The organism is Lachnoclostridium sp. MSJ-17 (genome assembly GCF_018918205.1).
Lineage (GTDB): Bacteria > Bacillota > Clostridia > Oscillospirales > Acutalibacteraceae > Ruminococcoides.
This window is the reverse complement of record NZ_JAHLQB010000089.1, coordinates 1-24446: the sequence shown is the minus strand read 5'-3', so window position 1 is coordinate 24446 and position 24446 is coordinate 1. Positions and strand designations below refer to the sequence as shown.

Sequence of the window (24446 nt, the reverse complement as noted above, 5' to 3'; positions counted from 1 at the left end):
ACACGTTACCAAACATGCGCGGCAATTGATTCTGTCAGTCAGTAGGAGCAATGCGTGGGCGAGCGCTTATCTGGGTCTTGTAACCCGTTTTAGGCTTGCTTGAGTTTCACGGATTCAGGATAAAGAATAATATTCTGCTTATTTGCCAACAATTACTAGTGAACAGGAGGTGCCGGCATGCTCGACAGAAATGAATTACGGAAGCTTCAAAACGCAGATATTTCAGCTTGTGAACCGGACAGGCTGACAGATTTAATTAATCTGAACATCAACACGAATCAACGGATAACAGATAAAACGAGTTCATTTATAAAGCTTGCAGGCAACCCGTATTTATTCAAGGTAGGAGAGACTGTTGTCAAAGTCGAATATGAGGGTAGTAAAAGCTTCGTCGAATCATTCGCAAGCTTAATCCGCGCAGGATAATGTAACAAAATCGGAGACTGTTTTTTATGCAAAAGTATCAAGACTATTATGGACAGCCAAATCAGGCTTTAAAAACATGGCAGGCTGCCCTTTACATTCGTCTTTCAAAAGAGGACATGGACAAAAATAAAACCGAGAGCGCGTCCATTGCCAATCAGCGCGAGATTTTGAAGGAATATCTCAAGCTGCACCCTGATATCGCCCATGTCGATACCTATGTAGACGACGGCTATTCGGGAACGGATTTTGACCGGCCGGGCTGGACAAGGCTCATGCAGGATATCCGACTCAAAAGAATCAACTGCGTCATCGTCAAGGATTTGGCGCGTCTCGGCAGAAACTACACGATCAGCGGAGATTTGATCGATAATCAGTTTGCACGGCTCGGCGTTCGCTTTATCGCCCTCAACAACGGCATCGACACCGCCGGCGACGGCATGAACGCCGCCACGCGGTGCATTTCCATCGGCGTGACAAACGTCATTAACGAGAGCTACGCCGCTTCCACCTCGGTCAATATCCGCGGCACGCTGAACAATCACCGCAGACAGGGGAAATTTATCGGCGCGTTCGCCTCCTACGGCTACAGGAAAGACCCCGAGGATTACCATAAGCTGATAATTGATGAGAACGCCGCGCCTGTCGTCCGCATGATTTATCAGGATTATATCAGCGGCAGCAGTATTATCGGCATCGTCAAAGAACTTAACGGAATGGGAATCCCCAACCCGACGCTTTATAAGCAGCAAAACGGCTTCAATTTCACGAGCCGCACCGACAACGACGGCTTGTGGAGCGACAGAACCGTGCGGCGTATCCTGCAAAATCAAATGTACATCGGCAATATGGTGCAGGGCGTCAACCGCACGGTAAATTATAAGGTGCATGAATGCCGCGCAGTGCCGAAGGACGAGTGGATCATCGTCGAAAACACTCACGAGCCGATCATCGACAAGGAGACCTTTGATAAGGCGCAGTCGCTGTTTCAGCGGCACATTCACAGCTGTAAAGCCGACCGCAAGGCGGATTTATTCGCGGGCTTCGTGTTCTGCGCCGACTGCGGAAAGGCGATGCACAAGAAAGTAAACAAGCAGAACGGCAAGACCTACCGCTACTACAAATGCGCCACCAAGCAAAAGAAAAGCCCCAACGCCTGCACCAACCACACAATACGCATCGATAAACTGGAGCTGGCGGTTCTGACGACCATCCAAACGATGATCGACGTCGTGCTGGATTACGATGAACTGTTAGAGCAGGTAAAACACAGCAGCCGATGCCAGGAGAGCGACTACATCACGCGCACACTGGAAACGCAGAAAAAAGAGCGCGAAAAATGTCTCAAAGCCTCCGCCGATTTGTATCCCGACTGGAAAAACGGAGAAATCACGCAGGAGGAGTATCAGCGGATCCGCTCCAACCTCAACGAAAAACTCGAAAAGCTCGACGCAATGATCGCCAATCTGGAAGAAACACAGGCACAGCTTAACGGCGAGGGCGAAACCCTCAACACCTTCGCCACGCATTTCATGAAGTACCGCAATATCAACGAATTGACTCGTCCAATATTGGTAGAGCTGATCGACAAAATCCTCATCCACGAGGGAGGAAGAATAACAATAAAAGTGAAATTCGCCGACGCCTTCGAAGCGTTGATTGATTATCTGGAGCAGCAAAAAGAGATTGCGTAAGCAGTTATCATCAGTCGATAGTCCCTCGACGAACTTGCAGAATTCCACAGTTACCTGGATATACTTTTTTCCATTTTCCACTCGCGGATATGGCGGAATTGGCAGGCGCGCAAGGTTCAGATGACACCCCTTCGGTGTAACTGAAAATCCCGTCTATTTCCACTCTAACACCACAAAAATTTTATACTCGCAGGTATGGCGGAATTGGCAGACGCGCATGGTTCAGGTCCATGTGAAAGCAATTTCATGCAGGTTCAAGTCCTGTTACCTGCACCAGTATGAGTGTTCATAACGGATTTATGTTATGGACACTCATTCTTTTATTCAATTTCATCCGGTTTGTGTGCGGTGAGCAGGTTTTTGTGCCTGCTCACCTTTTCTCTTATGCTGATTTTGCTGTTGGAATATACTCCACGTCTACGCCTTTTCGGGTGTTGGCTTTGTAGTTTTTGTCCTCTGATGACGGCAGCTCTAAGTAGCCGACAAAGCGATAATAGATCACAATGCGTTGAGTGTAGTTCTTTTTGCCACCTTCTTTTTCGTACACATCAATGTGGTCGATAAGCTCTCTGAGCATTGGTGCTGTCAGTGAATCCATCTCCATAAACTTTCTGACAGCTTTAAGGAAGTCATCTTTGTTTTGCTCCATTTCGCTGATTTTGGCAAGGCGTTCTTTGTACTCAAAAATCTTTGTTTTCAGTTCAAGGCGTTCAACCTCATATTTATGCGATAGCTCCATATACATCTCATCACTTAGCTTGCCGGATACATTGTCCTCGTAGGTTTTGGCGAAAAGCGAAGTGAGCATTTCGTTTCGGGCGGTTGCTCGATTCAGCTCTGTTTCCAAGGTTTTCTGCTCCGCCAACATATCGGCGTTAGTTTTCTCGGCGAGAAGCTTTGCAAATTCTTCCTCGTGAGATTCCAGATACTTTGCTAAACGACGTAGTTCCAGCATTACGACCTGTTCGATAGCGTCGGCACGGATATAGTGCCGTGTTTCGCAGTTGCCACGAGTAATCTACATTCCGAAAAGTGAAAGCTACCTCTTTGTTCTTTGACAGATATGCAGCAAAATCCGCTTTCTGTCCGCTTGTCCAAGTGAGCGGAAGTCCGGCGGCGATAATCACGTCTGCATCGGTCAGTCCTTCGTCTGCAAGTTCGGTTGCGATAGCTGCGAGAGTGAGAATATAGTAATCCTCATCATTCTGCTTTTCGGGCAGAAACTCCTTGTGACCTTCGCCGATCAGATAATACTTTCCGTTGTAGGTAAGCATATCCTTTGTGAACAGCGGTTCGCTATCGTGGGTGGTTATACCGGTCTTGAAACAATGATTAGCGGTTTTGATGTTGCCGTAGCCGTGGTCGATACCGATGATGATTTTGTCTTTATAACTTTTCATAATAAAAATACCTCCTGAAATAGTAAAACTGCCCTGAAAAATGGGGGCAGTTTTCAAATAATAAAGTGTGTTATTTTGGGCATAAAAATAACACCTACCGAAAACAATCAGTAGGTGCTATTCAAAGCCGATGTCTGTATTTGTATGTTCTTGGAATTTTCTTCCGATTTTGTCAATGTGCTTTTTCACCGCGCTGTGAGTTTTATAGCCGACCTTATCCGCTATTTCCTGATATGTATAGCCTTCAACACGAAGCTCTAATATCTTCCTATCTACTTCGGACAGCGTTGCCATAAACCGTTCCACATCAACCTTAGCTGCTGTATCGCCTTCCAAGTCAATACTATCGTCCGCCCTATCCCATTCTGCGCCGTCGTGATTTTTCTTGTAATCCTCCTGAAACGCTTCGAGCGAAACCATCGGGTGCTTGGTTTTCTTGTGATAATAGCTGTTGATAAAATCCGTTTTTTGTTGGCTCTGTCTGTAGTCGAAATCCTCAAAGCACTGATGCTCTTTGACAACTGCGAGAATCTCGTTCATTCCAAAACGCTCCATTGTTTTCGGAACGATATCCTTCAAAACAGCATCAACATATTTGTCGCTGACAAAGCCGAAAAAAGTTGTGGGCTGAATATCGTTAACAAGGCTCTCAATCGGCGGCAGCACGCCCTCGTCCAGCATTGTCTTTATCCAGAAAGACGGTGCGTGAGAAAACTTCCACGCCGGATGATCGCCCGAATATATCTCCCGACCTACATTCAATCCCATATATTCCCATACAAGATAGTGAAAAGCGTCATACATCAAAAGAGCAAATTGATCGCTTTCAATTAGCTCTATTTGCTTCCAATCCGTGAACAGCTCATAGGGATAGCGTGAAATCTGAAACGGCAGCGTTCCGCAATGATCAAGTAAAGACTTTGGGAAAAAGTAAAACAGCAGGATATATTCTACATTCTTATACCGTGTAACATCGCCGTTTTTTCGTTTGATTTTGATTGGCATTTGTATTCATCTCCTTTCCGAGGTTAGGTGCCTCTATATTATATAGACGCTTCTACCCCTAAATTGTTCCAAATTCTTAAATAATTTTTTCAAAAATTTCTCCTATTATAATTTTAACAAATCAGCTGTCCTATATATGGGACTTTGCTGCTAAAGCACTCGTTTTTTTGTGTCAATTTAATTGATATTTTTCCCGTGTATGTTATAATATAGGAAATAGATATTTCCGATATTTAACACACAGGAGGGATTATGATGATTGGCGGAATGGTAAAAAAACTGATAATCGTTACAGGTGAAAAGGAATCTGTATATGCTGAATTGTTATCGTCGCTTATTACACTTAAGGATGACGACGTAGAAAACAATACTGTTGTAGGAATTAAAGACGGAAGTGTAGAAGCAGTCGTCTGGAACGAAGATATATATAATGATAATAAGGCTCAACTTGGCTCAAACACAAAGCTTATCTTCATAGGGAAGAACAAATCTTCCGAAGCTGTTATTCCGAGTATTAGGTTTGACAAGGATATGACTAAATACGGTGTATATGTCGGCTCAATAGGAAACAAGGCTGTATTATATATTGAATCAAATACACTTTTTAGCAATAAAGATTTGTATGATGATTTTTATGAGAAATACATCGATTTAACAAAATGCTTTGATGATAGCGTAGCAGATACTGAGTCTATCAAAAAAGCTACTCACACCGATGGTATTGGAGAAGCGTTTGGAAAGGGTACTAAAGCCGTAAAAGGATTGTTTGGAAAAATCAAAGGTGCGCCTGTAGAAAAAGCAAAAAATGAAGGAACAGATTTCTTTAAAATCAGCACTAAAATCGAAGCAAGCAAATTGATTTCCGACCAGATGTTAAGATATGCCGTCTTAAGCTTTTATTTAGACGGACTTGCTGGATTTATGGAGATTAAGTAATGAGTATTGCTTTTGAACAAGGGCTAAAGTTTGTTTCTGATAATATGGGTGCGGCTTTGGGCGGACAAATGTCACAGCTTTGGATTGATACAATAAACAGTCAGATTGAATCTATTTCAAATGATATTATGGCAAAAGTTCAATCTACTGATTTGCCTGCTGATAAGCTTCAAGGATTTGTAGCTGAAATATGGCATTCTGGAACTTTTAACGCTGATTCCGCTGTTCATCATTCTGCCGCAACAGCCAAAGCGCCTGATGTAAACACATACGCTTCCGCTGACGTGGAATTTGGCGGAAGCAGAGCCAGTTTAAAGTATTATAAGGATGCTAAAAGCTCATATGCTGCTCAATCAGAAACACCATATGAACGATATATGCATCTTAAAGCTAAAGCAGAGAAAGCCGGAAAAAGCTATGAATCGCTTGAAGAATTCCTTGGAAAAAGGAAAATCAAGAAAGAAGATATGCATAAGTCTATGTATCAAGGTCAAGCAAAGCTTATTCCCACCAATCAATTGTTAGATGCTCAAAAACTGTTAGATAAAAAAATAGCGGTAGCGCAAGCAAACGGAAAGCTGGATCAAGTAGCTCGATACAGAGAGGTACAAGCAACATTAACAGATATTCTGTCTGATAAAAAAGGAAATAAATCAATTCCGCTCAGCAGAGAAGACGCTCAAAGATTAACAAGAGCAGCAAAAGAAGGAAACCTCGATCAAGAATTATTAAAAGAATGCGGTTTAGATATAAATCAGTTGGTGACGGCAAAAGACATAATGAGCGAAGCCTTTTCAGCCGGGTTAAGTGCAGCAGTTATTTCTTTCGTTATAGGAATAGCTCCCACAATTATTGACGGAATATCAATGCTCGTTTCCGAAGGTGAAATAGATCCTAAGCTGTTTGCAGAGATGGGATATAAGGGCTTGAGTTCTGCTGCAAGAGGATTTATTAACGGCTCAATTACAGCTGCGCTTGTAGCTTGTTGTCAAAGCGGCAAGCTGGGAACTACGTTGATGGGAGCAAATGCGTCAATGATTTCTACGGCTGTTGTGTTGATGATTGGAACGTTGGAAAGCGGAATCAGACTTGCTACGGGCAGAATCAATAAAGCACAAATGGCTGAGGAAATGTCTCGATTGTACATAACAACAGCCTTTTCGGTGGGCGGAGGAATCGCAGCAAGTGTGTGGTTTGTCGAAATACCTCCACTTGCAATGGCGGCATATATGCTCGGCAGCTTTATTGGCGGTGTAATTGGCGGATTCGCCTACAATTTAGGGCATAGCCTGTTTATGTCATTTTGCGTTGATTCCGGTTGCACTTTCTTTGGCTTGGTGGATCAAAATTACGAGTTACCGCAGGAAATATTAGATGAAATCGGAATCGATGTTTTCGATTACGAAAAATTCGATTATGAAACTTTTCAGTATGATAGCTTTCAGTTTGATGCCTTTACTCCGGATGCGTTTGAATATGACAAATTCGGCATTACTATTATACGTCGTGGAGTAATCGGCGTTGGTAAAATTGGTTATCAATATTAGTTTAGTTATATTATTACAAAAAACGGGGAATGTTTTATGTGTAAAGGAAAGGTAATAAAGCTTTTATCTGCTGCTTTTCTTACAGTAGTGTTGCTTATGACAACAATTAGCGCTATGGCAGAAGAAAATGATAATCATTCAGGTAATCGTTTTTATTTAGGTGAATCTGTAAAAACCGGATGGGATAACGGCTATAAAGGCGAAGAAAAAATCACAGAAGGAGATGTCCATTTCAACTGGAAAATCGGTGGATTCTATGTTGATGGTTTTACCTCTACAGTTAAGGGTGATGATGATACCCCTATTTTCTTGAAAAACGTTGGCGATAAGGTTCAGCTGTGGTTCAGTCTTAAGCAGAATATTGATAAACTTAATAACGATGAAAACTTATCAATATCAGAGGATAGCAATGGCTCTGATGAATATTTCAGCGTTCCAAAAACAAATTTCGGGCGTGGAGTTTTGATTATTCGAAAGACAGACTATACCAATGCAAAGGACGATCCGATTATATACAAAGATTATCTTGCTGCAAAAGCATCTCCCGACGCAGATACAGAAGTAGAATTATGCGAGGAAGGCGATTATGAAGTAGCGCTTGACTATGAAATCAAGAACGATCCACGCAAGATTTTTGATGTATCAATTATCCCTACATATTCAAACTACAAAATATTCTTCAAATTCTCTGTCCGAAACGGCAACAGTATGGTTTATCCATTTGATATAAAAACCAAAGGGGAATTAAGCAACACATCGGTAACAGAAAACGGTTTTTATCTCGATTTCGCCAACTCACGCTATTTGGATATAAATATAAAAAAAGAAGTTCTAAATGAAGGCGCAAACGGGCTTGCGGAAGACGTACGCTTTAATCGTCCGGCTAAAGACGGTGAAGAATATACAGAAGAAGGTATTTATACAATTACTTCAAGCAACCGCTATACAGGGCAGCTCACAACAAAAAGGATTTACGTTGGCAATAACGATGTATTAAAGGCTGTTGCAGCAACAGGGTTGTCAGTTAAGGAAGTCAATGATTACATTGCAAGTGGTGCAAAGGTTGAAAGTAACGGAGCTATTTTATTAAAAACCCAAGAAACCATACCTGTGGATAAGGCAAACATCCAACCCACTGCGGCTACTGAAGATTCCGCAAAGGGCAATATCTTTATAGACAATCTTCTGTGGTTTATCATTGGCGGTGCAGCGCTGGTTGTAATTATTCTAATTGTCATTATTATCATTGCAGTAAAAAAGAAGAAAAAGCCTAAGTTTGTCAATATCGAAGCATTCACAGAAGATCAGGAGGTAGAATAATATGATGCGTTATATGAAAAAATCTATTGCGCTGATTCTTTCTCTGCTTATTATGCTTTCGGTATTGCAAGGTTGTTCTGTGCAAAAGAATGAGCACGTTGAATCAAAGGAAAGCGAAACTACAGCAGAAACAACTATTGCCGATTTGAAGAATAACCAAACCAATAGTGTTCCAGAGTTTGAAGGTTTAAGCGATCCGCGACTTACAAAATATATGGAAGATGCAGTATATGCTGAAGTTATTGACCATATAGATACAAAAAAATATGTTGTGGAAAACGTCGAAGCAGTATATATATCTAAAGAATATTTAGAAGAAGCTGCATACAACAACAAGTCAAATATTTACTTTGGTTATACCAAGGATGAACTTGATAAACAGTTTTCAGGTACAAAATATGTTTTCACGCTTGGCGACGATGGTAAAACAACGGTAGAAAAATTTGAACCATATGATGATACTTATGATAAGATTCTTTTGAATGTAGCAATCGGAACAGGAGTAATACTTGTTTGTGTTGTATTAACAGTTGCTACAGAAGGAGCAGGCGCTCCCGCAGCCGCTGCGATTTTTGCAGCGTCAGCAAAATCAGGAGCGATTGCCGCTGCTTCTTCTGCTCTTATCGGCGGAACTGCTGCAGGCGTAATAACCGGACTAGAAACGGAAGATTTTGATGAATCTATGAAAGCAGCTATGCTTTCGGGAAGCGAAGGTTTAAAGTGGGGAGCTATAACAGGCGCACTTACCGGTGGAGCAAGTGAAGCCATTGCGCTTAAAGGAGCAACATCTGGCGGTTTGACTATGAATCAAGTCGCTCAAATACAAAAGGAATCGAAATATCCGCTTGACTTAATTAAACAATTTAAGTCAATGGAAGAATTTAATATATACTTTAATGAAGCAAAGCTGACAACCGGGATGATTAACGGAAGGACAGCTTTATTACCGAAAGACACATTGAATTCAAAAGGTTTCTTGAATTTTAAGAGCAAACAGCCTGATGGCACTGAAATAACAAACCTTCAAAGGATGCTTAATGGAAATGCACCGATTGATCCGGCAACCAATAAAGCCCTTCAATTACATCATATAGGACAAAAAGCTGATGGAACATTGGCTGTTTTAACCGAATCACAACATCAAGGTAATTCACAAATACTAAATATAGCAGGTAAATCCTCTGAAATAGACAGAGCTGCATTCGCCAAAACAAGAGAAGAATTTTGGAAGGCAGCAGGAAAACTGCTTCAGGAAGGAAGTTTATAATATATGACTGATATAATCAAAGTTATAAACTCTAAAAATGGTGTTATACACGGAAAAGAAACCAATGAAAATGAAATCAAACAAGCTGAATTGGAACTCGGTTTGAGATTTGCCGATGATTATCGTAACTATATTAAGCAATTCGGGTGTATGGTAATCGGAAGCCGTGAGATTACGGGAATAAGTTCTCAAGAAAATTATAATGTTGTATCAACAACTAAAGCTCAAAGGAACTATAATAAAAACATACCGGAAAACTCATATGTAATAGAACAGCTTAACATTGATGGGATCATTATTTGGCAATCATCTAACGGAGAAGTATTCCAAACTTCACCAAATACTGCGCCGATGAAAATTGCTGATTCTTTAGTTGAATATATACAGTCACTATAAAAAATGGGCGAAGGTGAAACCAATCACCTTCGCCCGTAGAATTTATATATTAATTCATTGTAGACAAATTCTTCTGCTCGATTACGTTTAGTATGATAGCAGAAAACCTATCGATGTCCAAAATTTCATTCAGACAAGAGTTTTATGAAATCTTATTGCTTAATTTCGTTCTTAAAATAATAACAAGCTATATTTCTTATTTAATAATCATTATTAACATATTGTATCAAAATATTGGATGTGTTATAATATAAATTGGATTAATTGAATTTAGGGAGGTGCTCCTGTGGCACAAAGCAATTTGTTACCCGAAGAAAAAGCAAGGGTGAAAATAGATAGGCAATTAACTAACGCCGGATGGGATATCGTATCACGGGATGAGTATGTTCCGAGGAGCGCGTCCGCTGTCAAAGAAGCATTGATGCAAGGCAATACCGAAAGTGATTATCTGCTGTTTGTTGATGACAAAGCCATTGCTGTTGTCGAAGCAAAGCGTGAAGAAAACCCTCTCGGCGGTGACGTGCAAATTCAGGCGGAGGATTATGCTTGTAACCCACAGGACTGGTACGGCGTATGGTTCCCGAATCAAATTCCTTTGGTATACCTTGCAAACGGCAATAAGATTTACTTTAAGAATATGCTTCAACCGGACAGTGACTACATTGAGCTGAGTGAAATGCACTCTCCGAAAAAGATGTTGAAGCTTATCGGTCAGGTATCGGAATACGGTGCTCTGCCACGTTTGGACAAGCGCGGGTTGCGTGATTGCCAGTATCGTGCAGAGATGAAGTTTGAAGAATCCATCAAAAATGGTGATAAGAAAAGCCTTGCGATTCTTGCGACCGGTTCCGGTAAAACATATCTTGCTTGTTTAGCGACATATCGTCTTTTAAACTATACTAACTCCAAAAGAGTACTCTTCTTGGCGGATAGAAACAATCTTGCAAAGCAGGCTAAAACAGAATTCTGCACCTTCAATCGTACTGAAAATCAAGAAGAGATGAGCTCTTTATATACGATCGAAAGGTTGAGAAAAGATTCTGATATAAAAGCAGATATCGTAATTTCCACGATTCAAAAGCTTTTTGCGGTTCTCACCGGTAAACAGCTCACCGACGACGACAGCGAAGATGCCGAAGATGAGAAAAATGCTGTAAAAGAAGAAGCAGAGGAATCCAAAACAATACAGCTTGGTGATAGCCTTTTCCTTCCCTCCGATTATTTTCAACTCATTATTGTAGATGAATGTCACCGCTCGATTTACGGTAAATGGAGAGCGGTTCTTGATTACTTCTCTGATGCTCACGTTCTCGGATTGACCGCAACACCGACTCCGGAGGCGTATGCGTTCTTCAATTACAATAAGGTTGAAGAATATTCATACGAAGATTCTGTTGTAGACGGCGTTAATGTTCCGTCCAGAATCTATAGGATCAAAACAGAAAAAACGGAACACGGCGGCGTAATTGGCGAAGGAACGCGCGTGGTTGAAACCTCCCGCAGAACAGGCAATGAAACCGAATACGAAGCGCATCACAGAATAGATTATGATTCTACCGCACTGGACAGATCGGTAGTTAATCCCGACCAAATCAGGGAAGTTCTGACAGCATACAAAAAAGCGATATACGAAGACTTATACCCTGAGCGGGAAAAGAAATGGGAGTATATTCCAAAGACCTTGATTTTTGCAAAGGATGATTATCACGCTACTCAGATCGTAGAAATCGCAGAAGAAGTATTTGCGGAAGAATTTGAGAACGGCAAAGTTCCCGAACATTTCGTGCAGAAAATTACATATACCGCAGAAGATTCTAACGGTCTGATTCGTGACCTAAGAACAGAAAAGGACTTCCGAATCGCCGTTACTGTTACACTGGTAGCGACCGGCACAGACGTAAAACCGCTTGAAGTTGTCCTGTTTATGAAAGACGTCCGTTCGGACACTCTTTATACACAGATGAAAGGACGCGGATGCCGTGTAATCGTCGACGATAAGCTGAAAGAAGTCACTCCGAATGCAGTCACAAAGGAATGCTACTACATTGTTGACGCAGTGGGTGTAACAGAGTCAGATAAGGTAATCCCTCAGCCCGTAATCGGTCACGGCAATGACAAAAAGATTTTTCCGCTGGACAAGCTGTTGGAGCACCTTGCCCACAACGAAGTCAGCGATGAAAATCTCTGGCTGCTGCGGGACTACTGCTCAACGATCAATCGCCGCTACGAGAACAATGTCCTTTTCGGCAAACATCTTGACTATTTTAATAACACCTTCGGTTTTTCTCCCAAAACGATCGCATTTCGTATTCAGGAAGCTTATGACAAGGAGCTCCTTCCTCCGTACATAAGCCCGTCAAACGACAATACCGAGCGAATGGATTTGATTATTGAGTTAATCGGCAACATTCCAGCGCGGCGCAAGCTGTTGGAAATGCAGCGCGGTTATTTTGTAACGACCGAAGATGATCCTGATAAGCTTATTTACGCAGGATTTTCCAAGGAAACCGCACAGTCCTTCATTGATAATTTTGAACAGTATCTTAATGACAATAAAGACAGCATTGAGGCTTTGCGCATTATCTACAATTCCGAGGATGTTGTGATCACTCACAGTATGCTTGTTGAATTGCGTGACAGTTTACTTTCGGAAAGCCGACAGTACAGCCCATATCAAATATGGCGCAATTACAAAGTGATTGACGAATTCGGCAATGTAGATGAATTGGATATGAAGGCTAACTTTAATGCGCTGACAAATCTCATTCAGATCGTGCGTTTTGCTTATCATAAAAACCAAAAGCTCACCGCATTGATCAAGGGCTACACGCAGCGCTTCAACCTGTACTGCGGTCAGGCGCAGCGTACCTTATCAAACGACCAAATAGAAATTATGCGGCAAATTGCGGAGTTCGTGATCAACGACGGCGCAATCACCGCAATGGAACTAAATGAAATCGACACAGACCTCTGGCGCAGAGGTATAACAAGTTTTACTGCTCCTGTTTTCAACGACGAGATACAAACTATGTCAAGGTTTTTACTGAGAGCAGCATAAGAGGTGTAAAGAATGGCAACCACACAAAAGACCGAATCCGCCTTGCTATCAAAGGTATGGAATATAGCGAATGTACTGTCGGCGGCAGGCGTCGGCTTCACGGATTATATCACGCAGCTGACCTATATCCTGTTCTTGAAAATGGACGATGAAAAGGAGTCGATGGGACTAAAAAGCTATCTTCCCGAAGGCTGCAAGTGGAAGGATTTAAGCTCGTTAAGCGGCGACGACCTCGTTGAAAAATATGAGGAGATTTTAAAAGAGCTTTCCAAATGCGACGGCTTGATCGGTACGATCTTTACAAAGGCTACCAACAAGCTGTACCGTCCCGTTATGCTCAAAAAGGTCATTGATATGGTTGATGAGGACAACTGGTATATGATGGAAGGCGACCTTAAAGGCGCGATCTATGAAAAAATCCTCGAAAAGAACGGACAGGATAAAAAAAGCGGCGCAGGTCAGTACTTTACACCGAGAGCATTGATTTCCGCTATTGTGGATGTTGTCGATCCCAAGATCACCGAAACGGTTGCCGATCCCTGCTGCGGAACGGCAGGCTTTCTCCTTGCGGCTTATGAACATATGAAGCCCCAGAGCAAGGATGTTGAAAAGCAAAAATTTCTGAAAAACAATGCGCTGTACGGAGCGGACAACACCGATTTGGTTGTCACCCTTGCTTCTATGAATTTGTATCTGCACGATATCGGCGTTAAGAAAAGTCCGATCGTCTATCAGGATTCGCTGATCGACACTTCGGACAAAATGTATCAGGTAGTTCTGACAAATCCGCCTTTCGGTACCCGTCCGCAAGGCAGCGTTGACGTATCCTCTAACAGACCGGAATTTATTAAAACCTCGGATAATCAGGTCAACTTTTTACAGCATATTATGTCTATCGTCAAAACAGGCGGACGCGTCGGCGTAGTTATGCCCGACAGCGTTCTGACCGATGGCGGTTCTACGGCAAAAGTCCGTGAAAAGCTGCTCAAGGATTATAACCTGCATACGATCCTTCGTCTGCCCACAGGTATCTTCTATGCGAACGGCGTCAAGACTAATGTGCTCTTTTTTGAAAAGGGCGAACCGACAAAGGATATTTGGGTATATGATTACCGCACAGGCGTAAAGCATACACTGGCGACAAAGCCTATGACAAGAGAACACTTACAGGATTTTGTGGATTGCTATTGCGTTGGTCATATGGATGACCGCAAAGAAACCTATGACGCACAAACCGACCCCAACGGCAGATGGCGCAGATTCACAGCAGAAGAAGTGTCAAAGCGTGAAGATCTGAACTTCAAGTGGATCGACTTCACCGAAGAAGATGACCGCACCGTTGCGGAAATCCTCGACGAAATGCAGGAAGAAGCAAAGAATATTTTGTACTCAATCAAAGTTATTAATAATCGTTTTGGATTATTAGTAGATAAAGACTATTCCGAAAGTGAAAACTTCACAGCAATATATTCAATTTCTGAACTTCAAATGCAACTTAGTGATAACCTTACTACTCTGAAAAGCAAGCTGATTGACGCCGCAATCCAAGGCAAACTGACCGAACAACTCCCCGAGGACGGCACCGCCGAAGAGCTCTATCAACAGATACAGGAAGAAAAGCAAAAACTGATCAAAGAGGGCAAAATCAAGAAACAAAAGCCACTCCCCGAAATCTCCGACGACGAAATCCCGTTTGATATTCCGGCGAATTGGAAGTGGGTTCATTTAGGAGAGCTTTTTGAGCATAATACAGGCAAAGCCCTTAAAACGAGTGATCAAAACGGACAGCTATTGGAATACATTACTACATCAAACTTATATTGGGATCATTTTGTATTAAGGGATTTAAAAAAGATGTATTTCAAGGAAAGCGAAATAGACAAATGTACAGTAAAAAAAGGCGATTTACTAATTTGTGAGGGTGGCGATATAGGTCGTTCTGCAATTTGGCCTTTTGAAAATGAAATGCTGATACAAAACCATATACACCGATTACGCTCATACGGTAATTTTATTTGTGTAAGGTTCTATTATTATGGTATGTGGCTATATAAACACACGGGCAAAATAAACGGAGTTGGGATAGGGCTGCAGGGGCTTTCCTCCAAACGACTTCACTCTCTTGTTGTTCCCCTCCCACCCCTCGCCGAACAAAAACGCATCGTCCAAAAACTCGACGAAATCCTGCCAATATGCGAAAGGAAAATTAAATAAATACTATGAGCTTTGGTTGCAACACTACTTATACCGGAAAACTAAAGTATAGAGATATTGACTTTACATTTGTGTTTACCGGTACTGAATTGCGGTTAATACCTCCCGCAGATAAAGAATCAGAAATTGAATGGCAATGGAAAATGAAATCAATTGGCAATGGTGCATATACATTTGCTGATCCTATGCCGGTTGATGAAAGATATTTAACATCGCATTGTAATGAAACTAATCAGCGAATTGTTTTCCTTCCAGCACAAGGGAGCACGCTGAGTTTTAATAATACTGTTGTAATTATTGAAATTGAATCATTTATTGTTTGCAAATCTAATGACGATAAATTCAATCGTGTTACTTTTTCCTGCCCTGAAATGAACTATATCCACCCTATTAATAAAGCATTTACCATAAAAATCCCAAACGAGTTTGCAAAAGAAGGCGTTGCATATTTTAATACACAAAACTTTGATTTAACAACTACAGATAAACAAAAGTTTATTGTTGATGAAAAAGAAGTACAGATGTATTTTGGAATATCGAGAACAATATCATTCAAGATAGATAATCCACCACTGACTTTGGAATCAGTTATGTTTTTTGAATTTGACGCAACGAATGACTATAGTTTTATTCTCAGATTATGGCAAATAGCAAGAGATTTTATCAGGTTTTTATGCTATCGAAATAATATTTTTATTACAAAAATTGAACTTTCGACTTCCGAGGATGATGGCAAATACAAAAAATTTGCAAAAATGTATATTTTTGATAGGGCTGAAGAATCAGAAGAAACGCCTTTGCAAAAAGGACGTTACATAAAGCAAATACATATCGCAGGCAAAGAAGGTGACATTCTTTCCGATATTGCTTCCGACAGCATTTATTTGCGCCATTTACCTGAAACCTTTGAATCCGGGCATCACATAAACGCAGCTCGGTTTGTAATGATTACAGCGGCGTTTGAATGGGAATTCTCTAGGCAGTATCCTGATGGTTGTACTAAATCCAAAGCAACAATTGATGCTGAGAAAGATGTTTCAAATGAAATTCAGAAGTTGATTGATAAAGTCAGTGGAAAGAGGAAAAAAATATGTAAGTTTCTAAAAAGGCTTATTAAATCTACTTCTCTGCAAACAGAGATTATTCAAATCGGAAAAGACTATTCAAGCATTATAGATATTTTTGGTAATCATCTTTATCAAATAAATGGGGAAGAATTAAATTATTCGGAAATGGGACAAAGACTTTCAGATCAACGCAATCACTTTGCTCACGGCGATTTAGATAAAGATTTTATAGGATTGTCATTGTTGGATTTAATGTTTCTGGAATATGTTGTATACGCAATGCAGTTAAAAAATTATGGTCTAAGCGATATAGAGATTCAAAGATCAATTAACGAACTATTCCACTGTGGATTAGCCTTAGAATAAAAAAGTTTGGTCTATACTATGCAAAAACATATCGTATAAAAGTCGACTAAATAATGTCCTTTAAAACAATATGAAATGAGGTGAGATAATTGGCTGAACAACTAAGCGGCGTAAACGGCAATATAATACGTTGGGCAAGAGAGTTTTATAATATGTCTGAGGAAGAAGCAGCCCGTTCTATCGGAGTTAGTGGTGAAAAGTATTCCGCTTGGGAATCCGGAGCTGAATTTCCTACATATGCAAAACTTAAAAAGATTAGCGACGTATTTCGTAAGCCATCAGCTGTTTTCTTCTTTTCTGAACCTCCGGACATTCCTCCTATCAAGGGCGATTTACGCACATTACCGGATACAGTAGTTGATGGATTCAGCAAAAATGTGATGGTACAACTTGAAAAAGCAAAAGCGTACCAGCTAAATCTGCTGGAACTGTATGAAACATCAAATTGTATTTTTACGAATCGAACAATAATCCCAACTGAAACTAAGCAGTTGTGCAACTACTTGCGCAATATTATGGGGTTTCCGATCAATGCTCAAAAAGGAAGAAAAAACACTAAGGTTGTTTTTGAAATATATAGAGAAAAACTCTACGAATTAGGAATCTATGTTTTTAAGGATTCTTTCAAAGATAACAATGTATCGGGGCTATGTATCAATGATGATTTATTTCCTGTGATCCTCATCAACAACTCTATGTCTTTTGCACGACAGATTTTTACGTTGTTCCACGAGTTCTATCATTTGGTATCTAACACCAGTGGTGCTGAAATAATCCGAGATGACTATTATAAGTATCTGGATATATCTCAATCCAAAACAGAAAAAAACTGCGATACATTTGCTAATGAATTCTTAGTTCCCACCGACGATTTCAAATTTGAACTATCTAAAAAGGAAATTGATGATCACAGAATAGCTGAATTAGCTACTCTTTATTCTGTTAGCAAAGAAGCGATAATGTATAAACTATGGACACTGAAAATCATCACTCCTAAAGAATATGAATCACTAAAAGAAACCTTCTACGGTGATGCAATTAGAAATAAAAAAAAGAAAAACGGTGAGAACTCATCTGGAGGTAATTATTATTTTACCAAACTCGCTTATTTAGGATCTTCATACACCGGTGATGTATTCAAGCAGCTATATTCCGGTAAAATAGACAGTTTCCGTGCAAGCGAAATGTTAAACAGCAAGGTGGATCATCTTCCCCAATTAGAAGCTGCATATTTTAGGGGGAATAAATGATGGTATACATACTTGACACTAATATTTTCCGGAAACTCCTTGATCATTTTCCGAAAAAAGGAGTCTATTTTAAACAAGTGTGGCAAGCATTTGAAAACGGAATTCAAAAAGGAATATATCAATCAGTTGATGAATGCTATAACGAGTTAAGTGCTCGTTATGACGATAAAAATGATAATATGCAATGGCTGAAAGCCAATAAAAAAATGTTTCTTGCACCGACAAATGAAGAATCCCAAATAATACGAGTTTTATTTCAGAAACCCAAAATGAGGGAAAGTATCCATACAAAGAACATTATAAATAACCGACCTTCCGCAGATCCTTACATTGCAGCGAAAGCAAAGGCATTAAGCGGAATTGTTGTTACCGAAGAGAAACACAAACCACATTCAGCTCAATTACCTAATATTTGTGAGGAGTTAGGTATTCAATGTATTACTTACGATGACTTTATGGAAATAGTATCAAATGAAAAGGTTGACTAAGTCGCTATCGAGCTATGATGCCATTTTATTTATTAATTTGTAAAGTTCCTTTAGACTATGTAACGGCTGATGCAGCATCGTGACTGCATCAGCCGTTATTTCAAAATTTGTAAATCATCTCTTGATAAACTATTTCTTCTGCACGATTGCGAATGTTATTCATTCGAGCTACCCACAGCATCTGGTTATCTGCTTTGAGCTTTTCGTTGACACCTTCTTGTTTTGCAAGTTGATTTACTAACCGAAAGAACATATCCTCTGCCTGTTCGTCAATATCGGCGAGGTAGGCGGTGAGCTTACAGCTCGTCAGAAGGTTAGTATAAATTATAGGATGATGTTTTTCAAGGTATCTCAAATGCCGTTTGCCCCAAATCCCGATTTCAACCTTCGGCTGTTCGGGTAGCTTCAAATCAGGCAGTAAATAATCTCCCTGCTGTGTGTATGTAATCTTTGTCGCCATAATTCATACCTCCTTGACCTTTATTTTCTTGACTTTGGCTTTCGTGAGCTTGATTAACAGCTCGTCAATGACATCGGTGTACTTGCCTCGTGAAATGAGATCATTTCTCAAATCAATCAGGCTGTTGATAACCGTGCGCCGCTCATCGGGCGTTAGGTAAATGTGGTATTTGGGATTTCTCATAGTCATTTCCTCCTTGACTTAAATTTACATTCACATTATAGGAAGAAATTGAATAAATCACAAATGTGCGAGCGAGAAATGTGTGTAACTGCCGATAAAACCTGAATTTTTCATAAGTCCGTTATGAACACTCGTACCACTGAATCAGGGAGTATTCTACAAGAATACTCCCTGATTAAGTTTTACAACAAGCAAGCAGGTAACAGGACTTGAAGGCGAGCGATTAGAAAACAGTCCGGCGGACTGATTTCCGCGAGAGAGTTACGCAATGTTATAGCTATGCACACACCACAGCAAGCGAGGTAGGCAGTTTCGGAATAATTAAGGTATGTTACCTGCACCATAGAAACAAGGTACCCGATTAGGGTGCCTTGTTTCTTTTATACAAACCTAAAGCAGATAGTTTAACCGCTATCTCCCTGCCGTTTTCTTTACTCCTTAAACCTCATTCTTCTCCGCATAGCGAGCGGATAGTTGCCTTTTTCCAGTACCTTTATGTCGGCTTGCTTTTCGCCGTCCTTGTTAAAGATGATCATGTGCTCGGTGAAGTCGGCGTTGAGTCTGACCTCGATCCGCAGGCCTTCGCTTGTATCGTAGATAATGATCTTCTCGACGAGCATCCTTAGATTGACGTCGCTGATCTCACCTTCCTTGATGATCTCTTCGATCAGGTCGATGGTGCGCTTCATTTCCGACTTTCGTTTTTTGATGGTCTCGCTGTAGTTTTCCAGCTCGTTGATTTCCTGTTGGAGCTTTTCAATGTCGCTCTCGCAGGCGGCGAGCATTTCATCGTAGATTTTTGCGTGCTCCCTGTCGCGGATACGTTCGAGCAAAATCTCCTTTTGATCGGATTTGCGCTGTTCAAGCGCATTGTTGAGCTGACGGAGCTTGCCGGTAACGGTGCTTTTCTTTTTCAACCACTTGCGCACCTCGCCGTCGATATTCTCATAGATACGCTCGGCTTGCTCGCGGACGTTCTTGATTTCGCCGTAGATGATCTCATCGAGCTCTTCCTCGTGTATGCGGTGCGAGCTGCAATTATCCTTGCCGTAGCGGTGGTAGCCGTTGCAGACGTATTCTACCCGAACCTCGCCGTTCCACTTTCGATTGACGGCGCTGAACGACGAACCGCAGTCGCCGCACTCCAACAGTCCGGCGTAGCGGTGATAGGGCTTGTTATAACCGGCGCGGACGTTCATCTTTTTCTTCTGCTCTATCAGCCGCTGCACCTGCTCAAACTTTTCCTTTGAGATGATCGGCGTGACAAGATTTTCGTGAACATACTGTTCTTCTTTCGGGATATCCTTGCGGATATGCGTGATTTTGTTGTTGTAGGTCTTGTGGCAGACCACCGTGCCGATATAAAATTTGTTGCACAAGATCCGTTTGACGCTTGAGTGATCCCACATAAAGCGTGACGAGATCTCCGGTTTATCCCAGCCGAGCCGCTTGCCGTGGATGATTTTCTGATAGTAGGCAGGCGATTTGATGCCGTTGTCATTGAGAAGGTGGGCGATTGCGGAGCAGCCGTAGCCGTACAGATAGAGGTCGAAGATGCGCCGGATGATCGCCGCCTGTTCCTCGATCACAACGATTTTGTTGGTGTTCTTGTCCTTGAAGTAACCCATCGGCGGCGTGATGATCAAGCCCTTTTTCAGCATATTGTCCATGCCGATCCGCACCTTTTCGCTGCCCTCACGCGCGTAGTAGTCGTTGATGAGCCCCTTGAAGCTGATAACCAGATCGTCGCTTTGACGGCTGGTGTCGAGGTTTTCCGTCGCGGAAACCACACGAATATCGTTGCGCCGTAGGTATTCAATGAACACCGCCGTGTCGGTTTTGTGTCTGCCAAGACGAGACATATCCTTGACAAGTACCGCGTCGATCGTTTTCTTTTCCACCTGTTCGGCGATTTTTCGGATGCCGTCGCGGTCAAAGGTCATGCCGCTCACGTTGTCGTCGAATGATTCGCCGACAACTTCGTAGCCCATTTTCTCTGCGTATTCCCGCACGATCTGGCGCTGATTATTCAGTGAATTCATCTCGTCATCTTCGTCGCGCGAGAGTCTGGCGTATAACCATACTTTCATAATAAGTTTCCTCCTTGTTGGTAGTATAGAAAAAGCCTGCGCTCAGGCAGACTTTTCAATAGAAATATCCTGTTCTTCTTCGTCGGGAAGCATCGTGTCGTCAACGATATAGTCCTTGACGACGCTCCTGACGAAGTTTTCAAACTGTTCTTCCGTGCCGGTATATTTGAAATGCACGGAGCTGATTTTGGATTTTGTCATGGTTGTTTCTCCTTTCATTTTTTGCGGACACACGCGTCAGGGTGTGGTCGCGTCCGCTTTGTTGACACAAACACTACCACACCTTTTTCGCAAAGTCCAGACAGATTGTGTAGAAATATCAATAAGTTTGCGCGATACCCTGCTCGCGTTCGTAGTCCTCACGGGTACAGTAAGTGACGAAGGCTTCGTTAGAAATCTTACGTCCGAGGATCTTTTCTAGGCGAAGCTTTTCCATTGTATTCACTTCTTTGATATAATGCGGCTGATAATAGTAGTCCGCAGGAACTGATGAAAGAATATCTCCGAGGAGATTGAACAGTCCGTCAGTGCTTGTCATAGTAAAACTATCGTCGTGATAAGGCGTGATATAGTCGCAGTAGGTGTCGAGCATTTCACCATCGCAGCCGCCCATGGCAAAGTATAGTTCCAGACTGTTTTTCAAGAAACGCTCGTCGAAAAGTTTATTGTCGCGGACTTTGTAGCCCTCGGGCGTGGTGAAGGTGATATATTTATACTTGTCCTCCCACTGAACCTTGTAGCCGTGCTCGCGCATATACTCGATGAATTCTTCCTTTGTCGCCGACCAGCCGATAGCGCAGGACGCGGTTTCAATCAGGTCACGCTTCCATCTTGCATTGCGCGGATTCTTGGTTTTGGTCTCGGTAACACTCAGTCCATACTCACGGCAGAGCTGATTGGAATACTCCTTCGCCTGCAACATTTCGTTGCGGCTCTGGTGAAACTTTTTGCCGTTCTCAAAGCTGACGCTGTTCATAATCAGGTGATTATGGATGGCTTTGGTATTGATATGGGTAGCGACAAGGATTTGATAACCGGGAAAGTATTCCGCAAATTTCAATCCGATTTCGTGAGCGGTCTCGGGCGTGAGATCGTCGTCAGGTGAGAACGACTGCACGATATGGTAGTAACTCCTGCCGTCCTCTTTGTGGAACCGCTTCTTGACGAACCGGAATTCTTCGAGCGCGCTCTCGGGTGAACAGTTCACTCCGCTGATTAATTTGCTCTCCGTCGCTTCACGGCGCGTAACATAATCAAAAATATTGTTCATCGGACTTCCCGCGTTAACGAATTTAACGACTGCCAAAGCCTTGCCACCTCCTCTCTCGTTTCACGCAAATCTACCTCGTAAATGTAGCCGGAGTTGACCGCTCTCGTCAGTTGGTTGAGGTTGTTTCCGATTTTTCTCAGCTCATTTGCTACTTCATCGACACCTTTAACGACGATAATCTTTTTGTCAAGCGCGCAATCTCGCAGATACATACTCGGCGTTCGGTAAGAAGAGTACGCCTTTTCTTCGATGATTTCTCTCTGTTCCGGCGTGACTCTCGTTGAAATGATTTCAGTTTTTGCTTGTTTTTTCAAAATATTCCTCCATAGTTTTTCAAAATAGGGGCGCGGGCCTAGCTCGCATCTGCCTTTGCGGCCGCCCGAAAGAGGGCGGTCGTAATACAAAGGCGAAACTGGCAATAAAGCGGGACGATAATCCGTGAATCAACGGTATCTGCCACGTCTGCGTTGCTTCTCGTAATATGCTTCCGAAGGTTTAACTCTTAGTGTACGCGGTTTCTCATTAACAGGGACGACAGGAACGGCAGGGACGCCAGTTTTGACGCCCCTAATATTGCCGTCCTTAACGTCACTGCCGTCACTTTCGGGATCATAACGGATATTCAGAAAACGCTTGCCATTGCTCCTGCCCGAGACAAAAAATACGCCGTAGCTTTCCAACTCATAGCGGTATTTATTCATCAGCTTTTTGAGCACGCTCGGCGTGATACTCTTACCGCAGAAAGAAGAAAAATCTTCTGCGAAGTCGGTGTTCGAACCAACGTACATACTCGTCTGCTTCATATACGCTATCAACTGATTGATTTCATCAGGCAACAGCATTTCGGGATTTTCAATGCTGTCAGACAGCAATTCCCAAGTGTGTGTGTCGGCAGAGAAAGTCAGCTCTAGCTCGCGGCTCTCAATATCTCTGCCTGTGCAGGTCAGCGTTGCGTTCTTTTGATTGCGGCTGCTCCTGTCAAGAATCAGCGCGGTATCGATCGCGCCGCTGATTCCGGTAGTGCCGGAGATTTTGTTAAGCGGATCGCTGTCGCCTTGCTTTCGCAGATGATGGACAAGCAGAATAGTGATTTGCAGCTTGTCTGCTAACGCTTTCAGTTTTTCGATTTCCTGATAATCGTTGGAGTAGCTTGTGTCTTTTTCTGCGTTACGAATCATCTGGAAGGTGTCTATCGTAACAAGCGCCGTGTCCGGATGTTCAGCTACAAAATCGGTGATCTGTTTTTCAAGACCGCCGGACAATGAACAGGACGAGATGGCAAAGTAAGCGTTGCCGGGCGCTTCGTCCGTTACGTCAAACAACCTGCTTTGCACACGGTTCCAGTTATCCTCCAAGCAGAGATAGAGCGTTGTGCCCTTTGTCGTTTTGAAATTCCAGACATCTTCTCCTTTGGCTATGCGGATCGTCCAGTCCAGCATCATCCAAGACTTGCCGATTTTCGGAGCGCCGCTCATCATAGCAACGCCCTGCGGCAGAAGTCCCTCAATGCAATAGCGGATAGGTTCTAATCGCATATCCATTAATGTTTCGCCGTCGATGACGGTGAGTTTTTTCTTTGTGATTGACATATTTATCACGCTCCAAAATAAATTTTTTACAAATACAAAACTCCCACCTCGCGAAAGTGGGAGTAGTATTCATATTTGCGAAAGGAGCGTTCAGCCTTACACCGGTACTCGGCTGAGCTTTCCTTTCACTTTATCAATGTCAAATTATCAAAATTTTCCGTATTTTCCCGTGAAGGGTTCAAACCGTTTCCAGATTTTTGTGAATTTTAGAACGAATATTCTAATTTGTATTGAAATTTCCAAACGTATGTGCTATAATTGTACTGCGAGGTGAGAACGGATGTTTGAGAATGATATTCAAGAAAAAGTGAAGAATTCCAATTTGTTTGAGGTTATTTATAAAAAAGATAAGTTTGTATTGAACGGGAAAGAATATCCGATAGGCTATACAAGTTATATAGCAATTAAAGATGAATGCCGGTT

The 24446-nt window shown here is 42.1% G+C and carries 22 protein-coding genes and 1 tRNA gene; 13 read left to right on the top strand and 10 right to left on the bottom strand.

Translation table 11 applies throughout. The features are described from left to right. Positions 1-177 precede the first annotated feature (177 nt). From KQI64_RS07925 to KQI64_RS07915, 3 genes are all read left to right on the top strand, one after another. On the top strand, positions 178-426 hold the full coding sequence (locus tag KQI64_RS07925; protein ID WP_201427560.1) for a DUF6870 family protein: 249 nt from the start codon (positions 178-180) through the stop codon (positions 424-426). 26 nt (positions 427-452) lie between these two features. Next, positions 453-2117 (top strand): recombinase family protein, encoded by a 1665-nt coding sequence (locus KQI64_RS07920; protein ID WP_216524166.1) that lies wholly within the window; start codon positions 453-455, stop codon positions 2115-2117. Between the two features lie 189 nt (positions 2118-2306). Then, a tRNA-Leu gene (locus tag KQI64_RS07915) sits at positions 2307-2393 on the top strand. 106 nt (positions 2394-2499) lie between these two features. On the opposite strand, the gene KQI64_RS07910 is transcribed toward KQI64_RS07915, so the two are convergent. The 3 genes from KQI64_RS07910 to KQI64_RS07900 form a co-directional block, all read right to left on the bottom strand. After that, positions 2500-3072 carry a DUF4368 domain-containing protein gene (locus KQI64_RS07910; RefSeq protein WP_216524165.1) on the bottom strand — a complete coding sequence of 191 codons (573 nt, stop codon included), beginning with the start codon at positions 3070-3072 and terminating at the stop codon, positions 2500-2502. Then, positions 2993-3517, bottom strand: a complete 525-nt coding sequence (locus KQI64_RS07905; RefSeq protein ID WP_216524164.1) for a hypothetical protein — start codon at positions 3515-3517, stop codon at positions 2993-2995. Before KQI64_RS07905 ends, KQI64_RS07910 begins: the two co-directional genes overlap by 80 nt. 117 nt (positions 3518-3634) lie before the next feature. Further along, positions 3635-4522: an RNA polymerase sigma factor gene (locus tag KQI64_RS07900; RefSeq protein WP_216524163.1), complete on the bottom strand. Its 888-nt coding sequence runs from the start codon at positions 4520-4522 to the stop codon at positions 3635-3637. A 252-nt stretch (positions 4523-4774) separates the two neighbouring features. Between KQI64_RS07900 and KQI64_RS07895 the strand changes: the two genes are divergently transcribed. From KQI64_RS07895 to KQI64_RS07850, 10 genes are all read left to right on the top strand, one after another. Next, positions 4775-5458, top strand: a complete 684-nt coding sequence (locus tag KQI64_RS07895) for a hypothetical protein (protein WP_216524162.1) — start codon at positions 4775-4777, stop codon at positions 5456-5458. After that, a complete protein-coding gene (locus KQI64_RS07890; protein ID WP_216524161.1) occupies positions 5458-7005 on the top strand; it encodes a hypothetical protein in 1548 nt (515 codons plus the stop codon). Before KQI64_RS07895 ends, KQI64_RS07890 begins: the two co-directional genes overlap by 1 nt. A 36-nt stretch (positions 7006-7041) precedes the next feature. After that, positions 7042-8325, top strand: coding sequence for a hypothetical protein (locus KQI64_RS07885; RefSeq protein WP_216524160.1), 1284 nt, complete (start codon positions 7042-7044; stop codon positions 8323-8325). 1 nt (position 8326) lies between these two features. Beyond that, positions 8327-9592: an HNH/ENDO VII family nuclease gene (locus KQI64_RS07880; RefSeq protein WP_216524159.1), complete on the top strand. Its 1266-nt coding sequence runs from the start codon at positions 8327-8329 to the stop codon at positions 9590-9592. Positions 9593-9595: 3 nt separating this feature from the next. After that, entirely contained in the window at positions 9596-9988 is a 393-nt protein-coding gene (locus KQI64_RS07875) for an SMI1/KNR4 family protein (protein WP_216524158.1), read from the top strand. Between the two features lie 286 nt (positions 9989-10274). Beyond that, positions 10275-13046: a DEAD/DEAH box helicase family protein gene (locus KQI64_RS07870; protein WP_330623069.1), complete on the top strand. Its 2772-nt coding sequence runs from the start codon at positions 10275-10277 to the stop codon at positions 13044-13046. A gap of 12 nt (positions 13047-13058) precedes the next feature. Then, positions 13059-15260: an N-6 DNA methylase gene (locus KQI64_RS07865; protein ID WP_216524157.1), complete on the top strand. Its 2202-nt coding sequence runs from the start codon at positions 13059-13061 to the stop codon at positions 15258-15260. A 5-nt stretch (positions 15261-15265) separates the two neighbouring features. After that, positions 15266-16693, top strand: coding sequence for a hypothetical protein (locus KQI64_RS07860; RefSeq protein ID WP_216524156.1), 1428 nt, complete (start codon positions 15266-15268; stop codon positions 16691-16693). An 89-nt stretch (positions 16694-16782) separates the two neighbouring features. Then, a complete protein-coding gene (locus tag KQI64_RS07855; protein ID WP_216524155.1) occupies positions 16783-17943 on the top strand; it encodes an XRE family transcriptional regulator in 1161 nt (386 codons plus the stop codon). Beyond that, positions 17940-18431 (top strand): DUF4411 family protein, encoded by a 492-nt coding sequence (locus KQI64_RS07850; RefSeq protein WP_216524154.1) that lies wholly within the window; start codon positions 17940-17942, stop codon positions 18429-18431. Before KQI64_RS07855 ends, KQI64_RS07850 begins: the two co-directional genes overlap by 4 nt. 100 nt (positions 18432-18531) lie before the next feature. Here the strand turns inward: KQI64_RS07850 and KQI64_RS07845 are convergent, their stop codons facing one another. From KQI64_RS07845 to KQI64_RS07815, 7 genes are all read right to left on the bottom strand, one after another. Further along, the gene (locus KQI64_RS07845) at positions 18532-18891 is read right to left on the bottom strand and encodes a TnpV protein (protein WP_138156355.1); all 360 of its coding nucleotides are present in this window, start codon (positions 18889-18891) and stop codon (positions 18532-18534) included. 3 nt (positions 18892-18894) lie between these two features. After that, positions 18895-19074 (bottom strand): hypothetical protein, encoded by a 180-nt coding sequence (locus KQI64_RS07840; protein ID WP_138156356.1) that lies wholly within the window; start codon positions 19072-19074, stop codon positions 18895-18897. 431 nt (positions 19075-19505) lie between these two features. Beyond that, the gene (locus tag KQI64_RS07835; RefSeq protein WP_216524153.1) at positions 19506-21164 is read right to left on the bottom strand and encodes a recombinase family protein; all 1659 of its coding nucleotides are present in this window, start codon (positions 21162-21164) and stop codon (positions 19506-19508) included. A 42-nt stretch (positions 21165-21206) separates the two neighbouring features. Then, the gene (locus tag KQI64_RS07830) at positions 21207-21365 is read right to left on the bottom strand and encodes a hypothetical protein (protein WP_216524152.1); all 159 of its coding nucleotides are present in this window, start codon (positions 21363-21365) and stop codon (positions 21207-21209) included. Positions 21366-21483: 118 nt separating this feature from the next. Beyond that, a complete protein-coding gene (locus KQI64_RS07825) occupies positions 21484-22470 on the bottom strand; it encodes a relaxase/mobilization nuclease domain-containing protein (protein WP_216524151.1) in 987 nt (328 codons plus the stop codon). Continuing rightward, the gene (locus KQI64_RS07820) at positions 22431-22748 is read right to left on the bottom strand and encodes a MobC family plasmid mobilization relaxosome protein (RefSeq protein ID WP_216524150.1); all 318 of its coding nucleotides are present in this window, start codon (positions 22746-22748) and stop codon (positions 22431-22433) included. Before KQI64_RS07820 ends, KQI64_RS07825 begins: the two co-directional genes overlap by 40 nt. 129 nt (positions 22749-22877) lie before the next feature. Further along, entirely contained in the window at positions 22878-24023 is a 1146-nt protein-coding gene (locus KQI64_RS07815) for an AAA family ATPase (protein ID WP_216524149.1), read from the bottom strand. Positions 24024-24446: the final 423 nt, after the last annotated feature.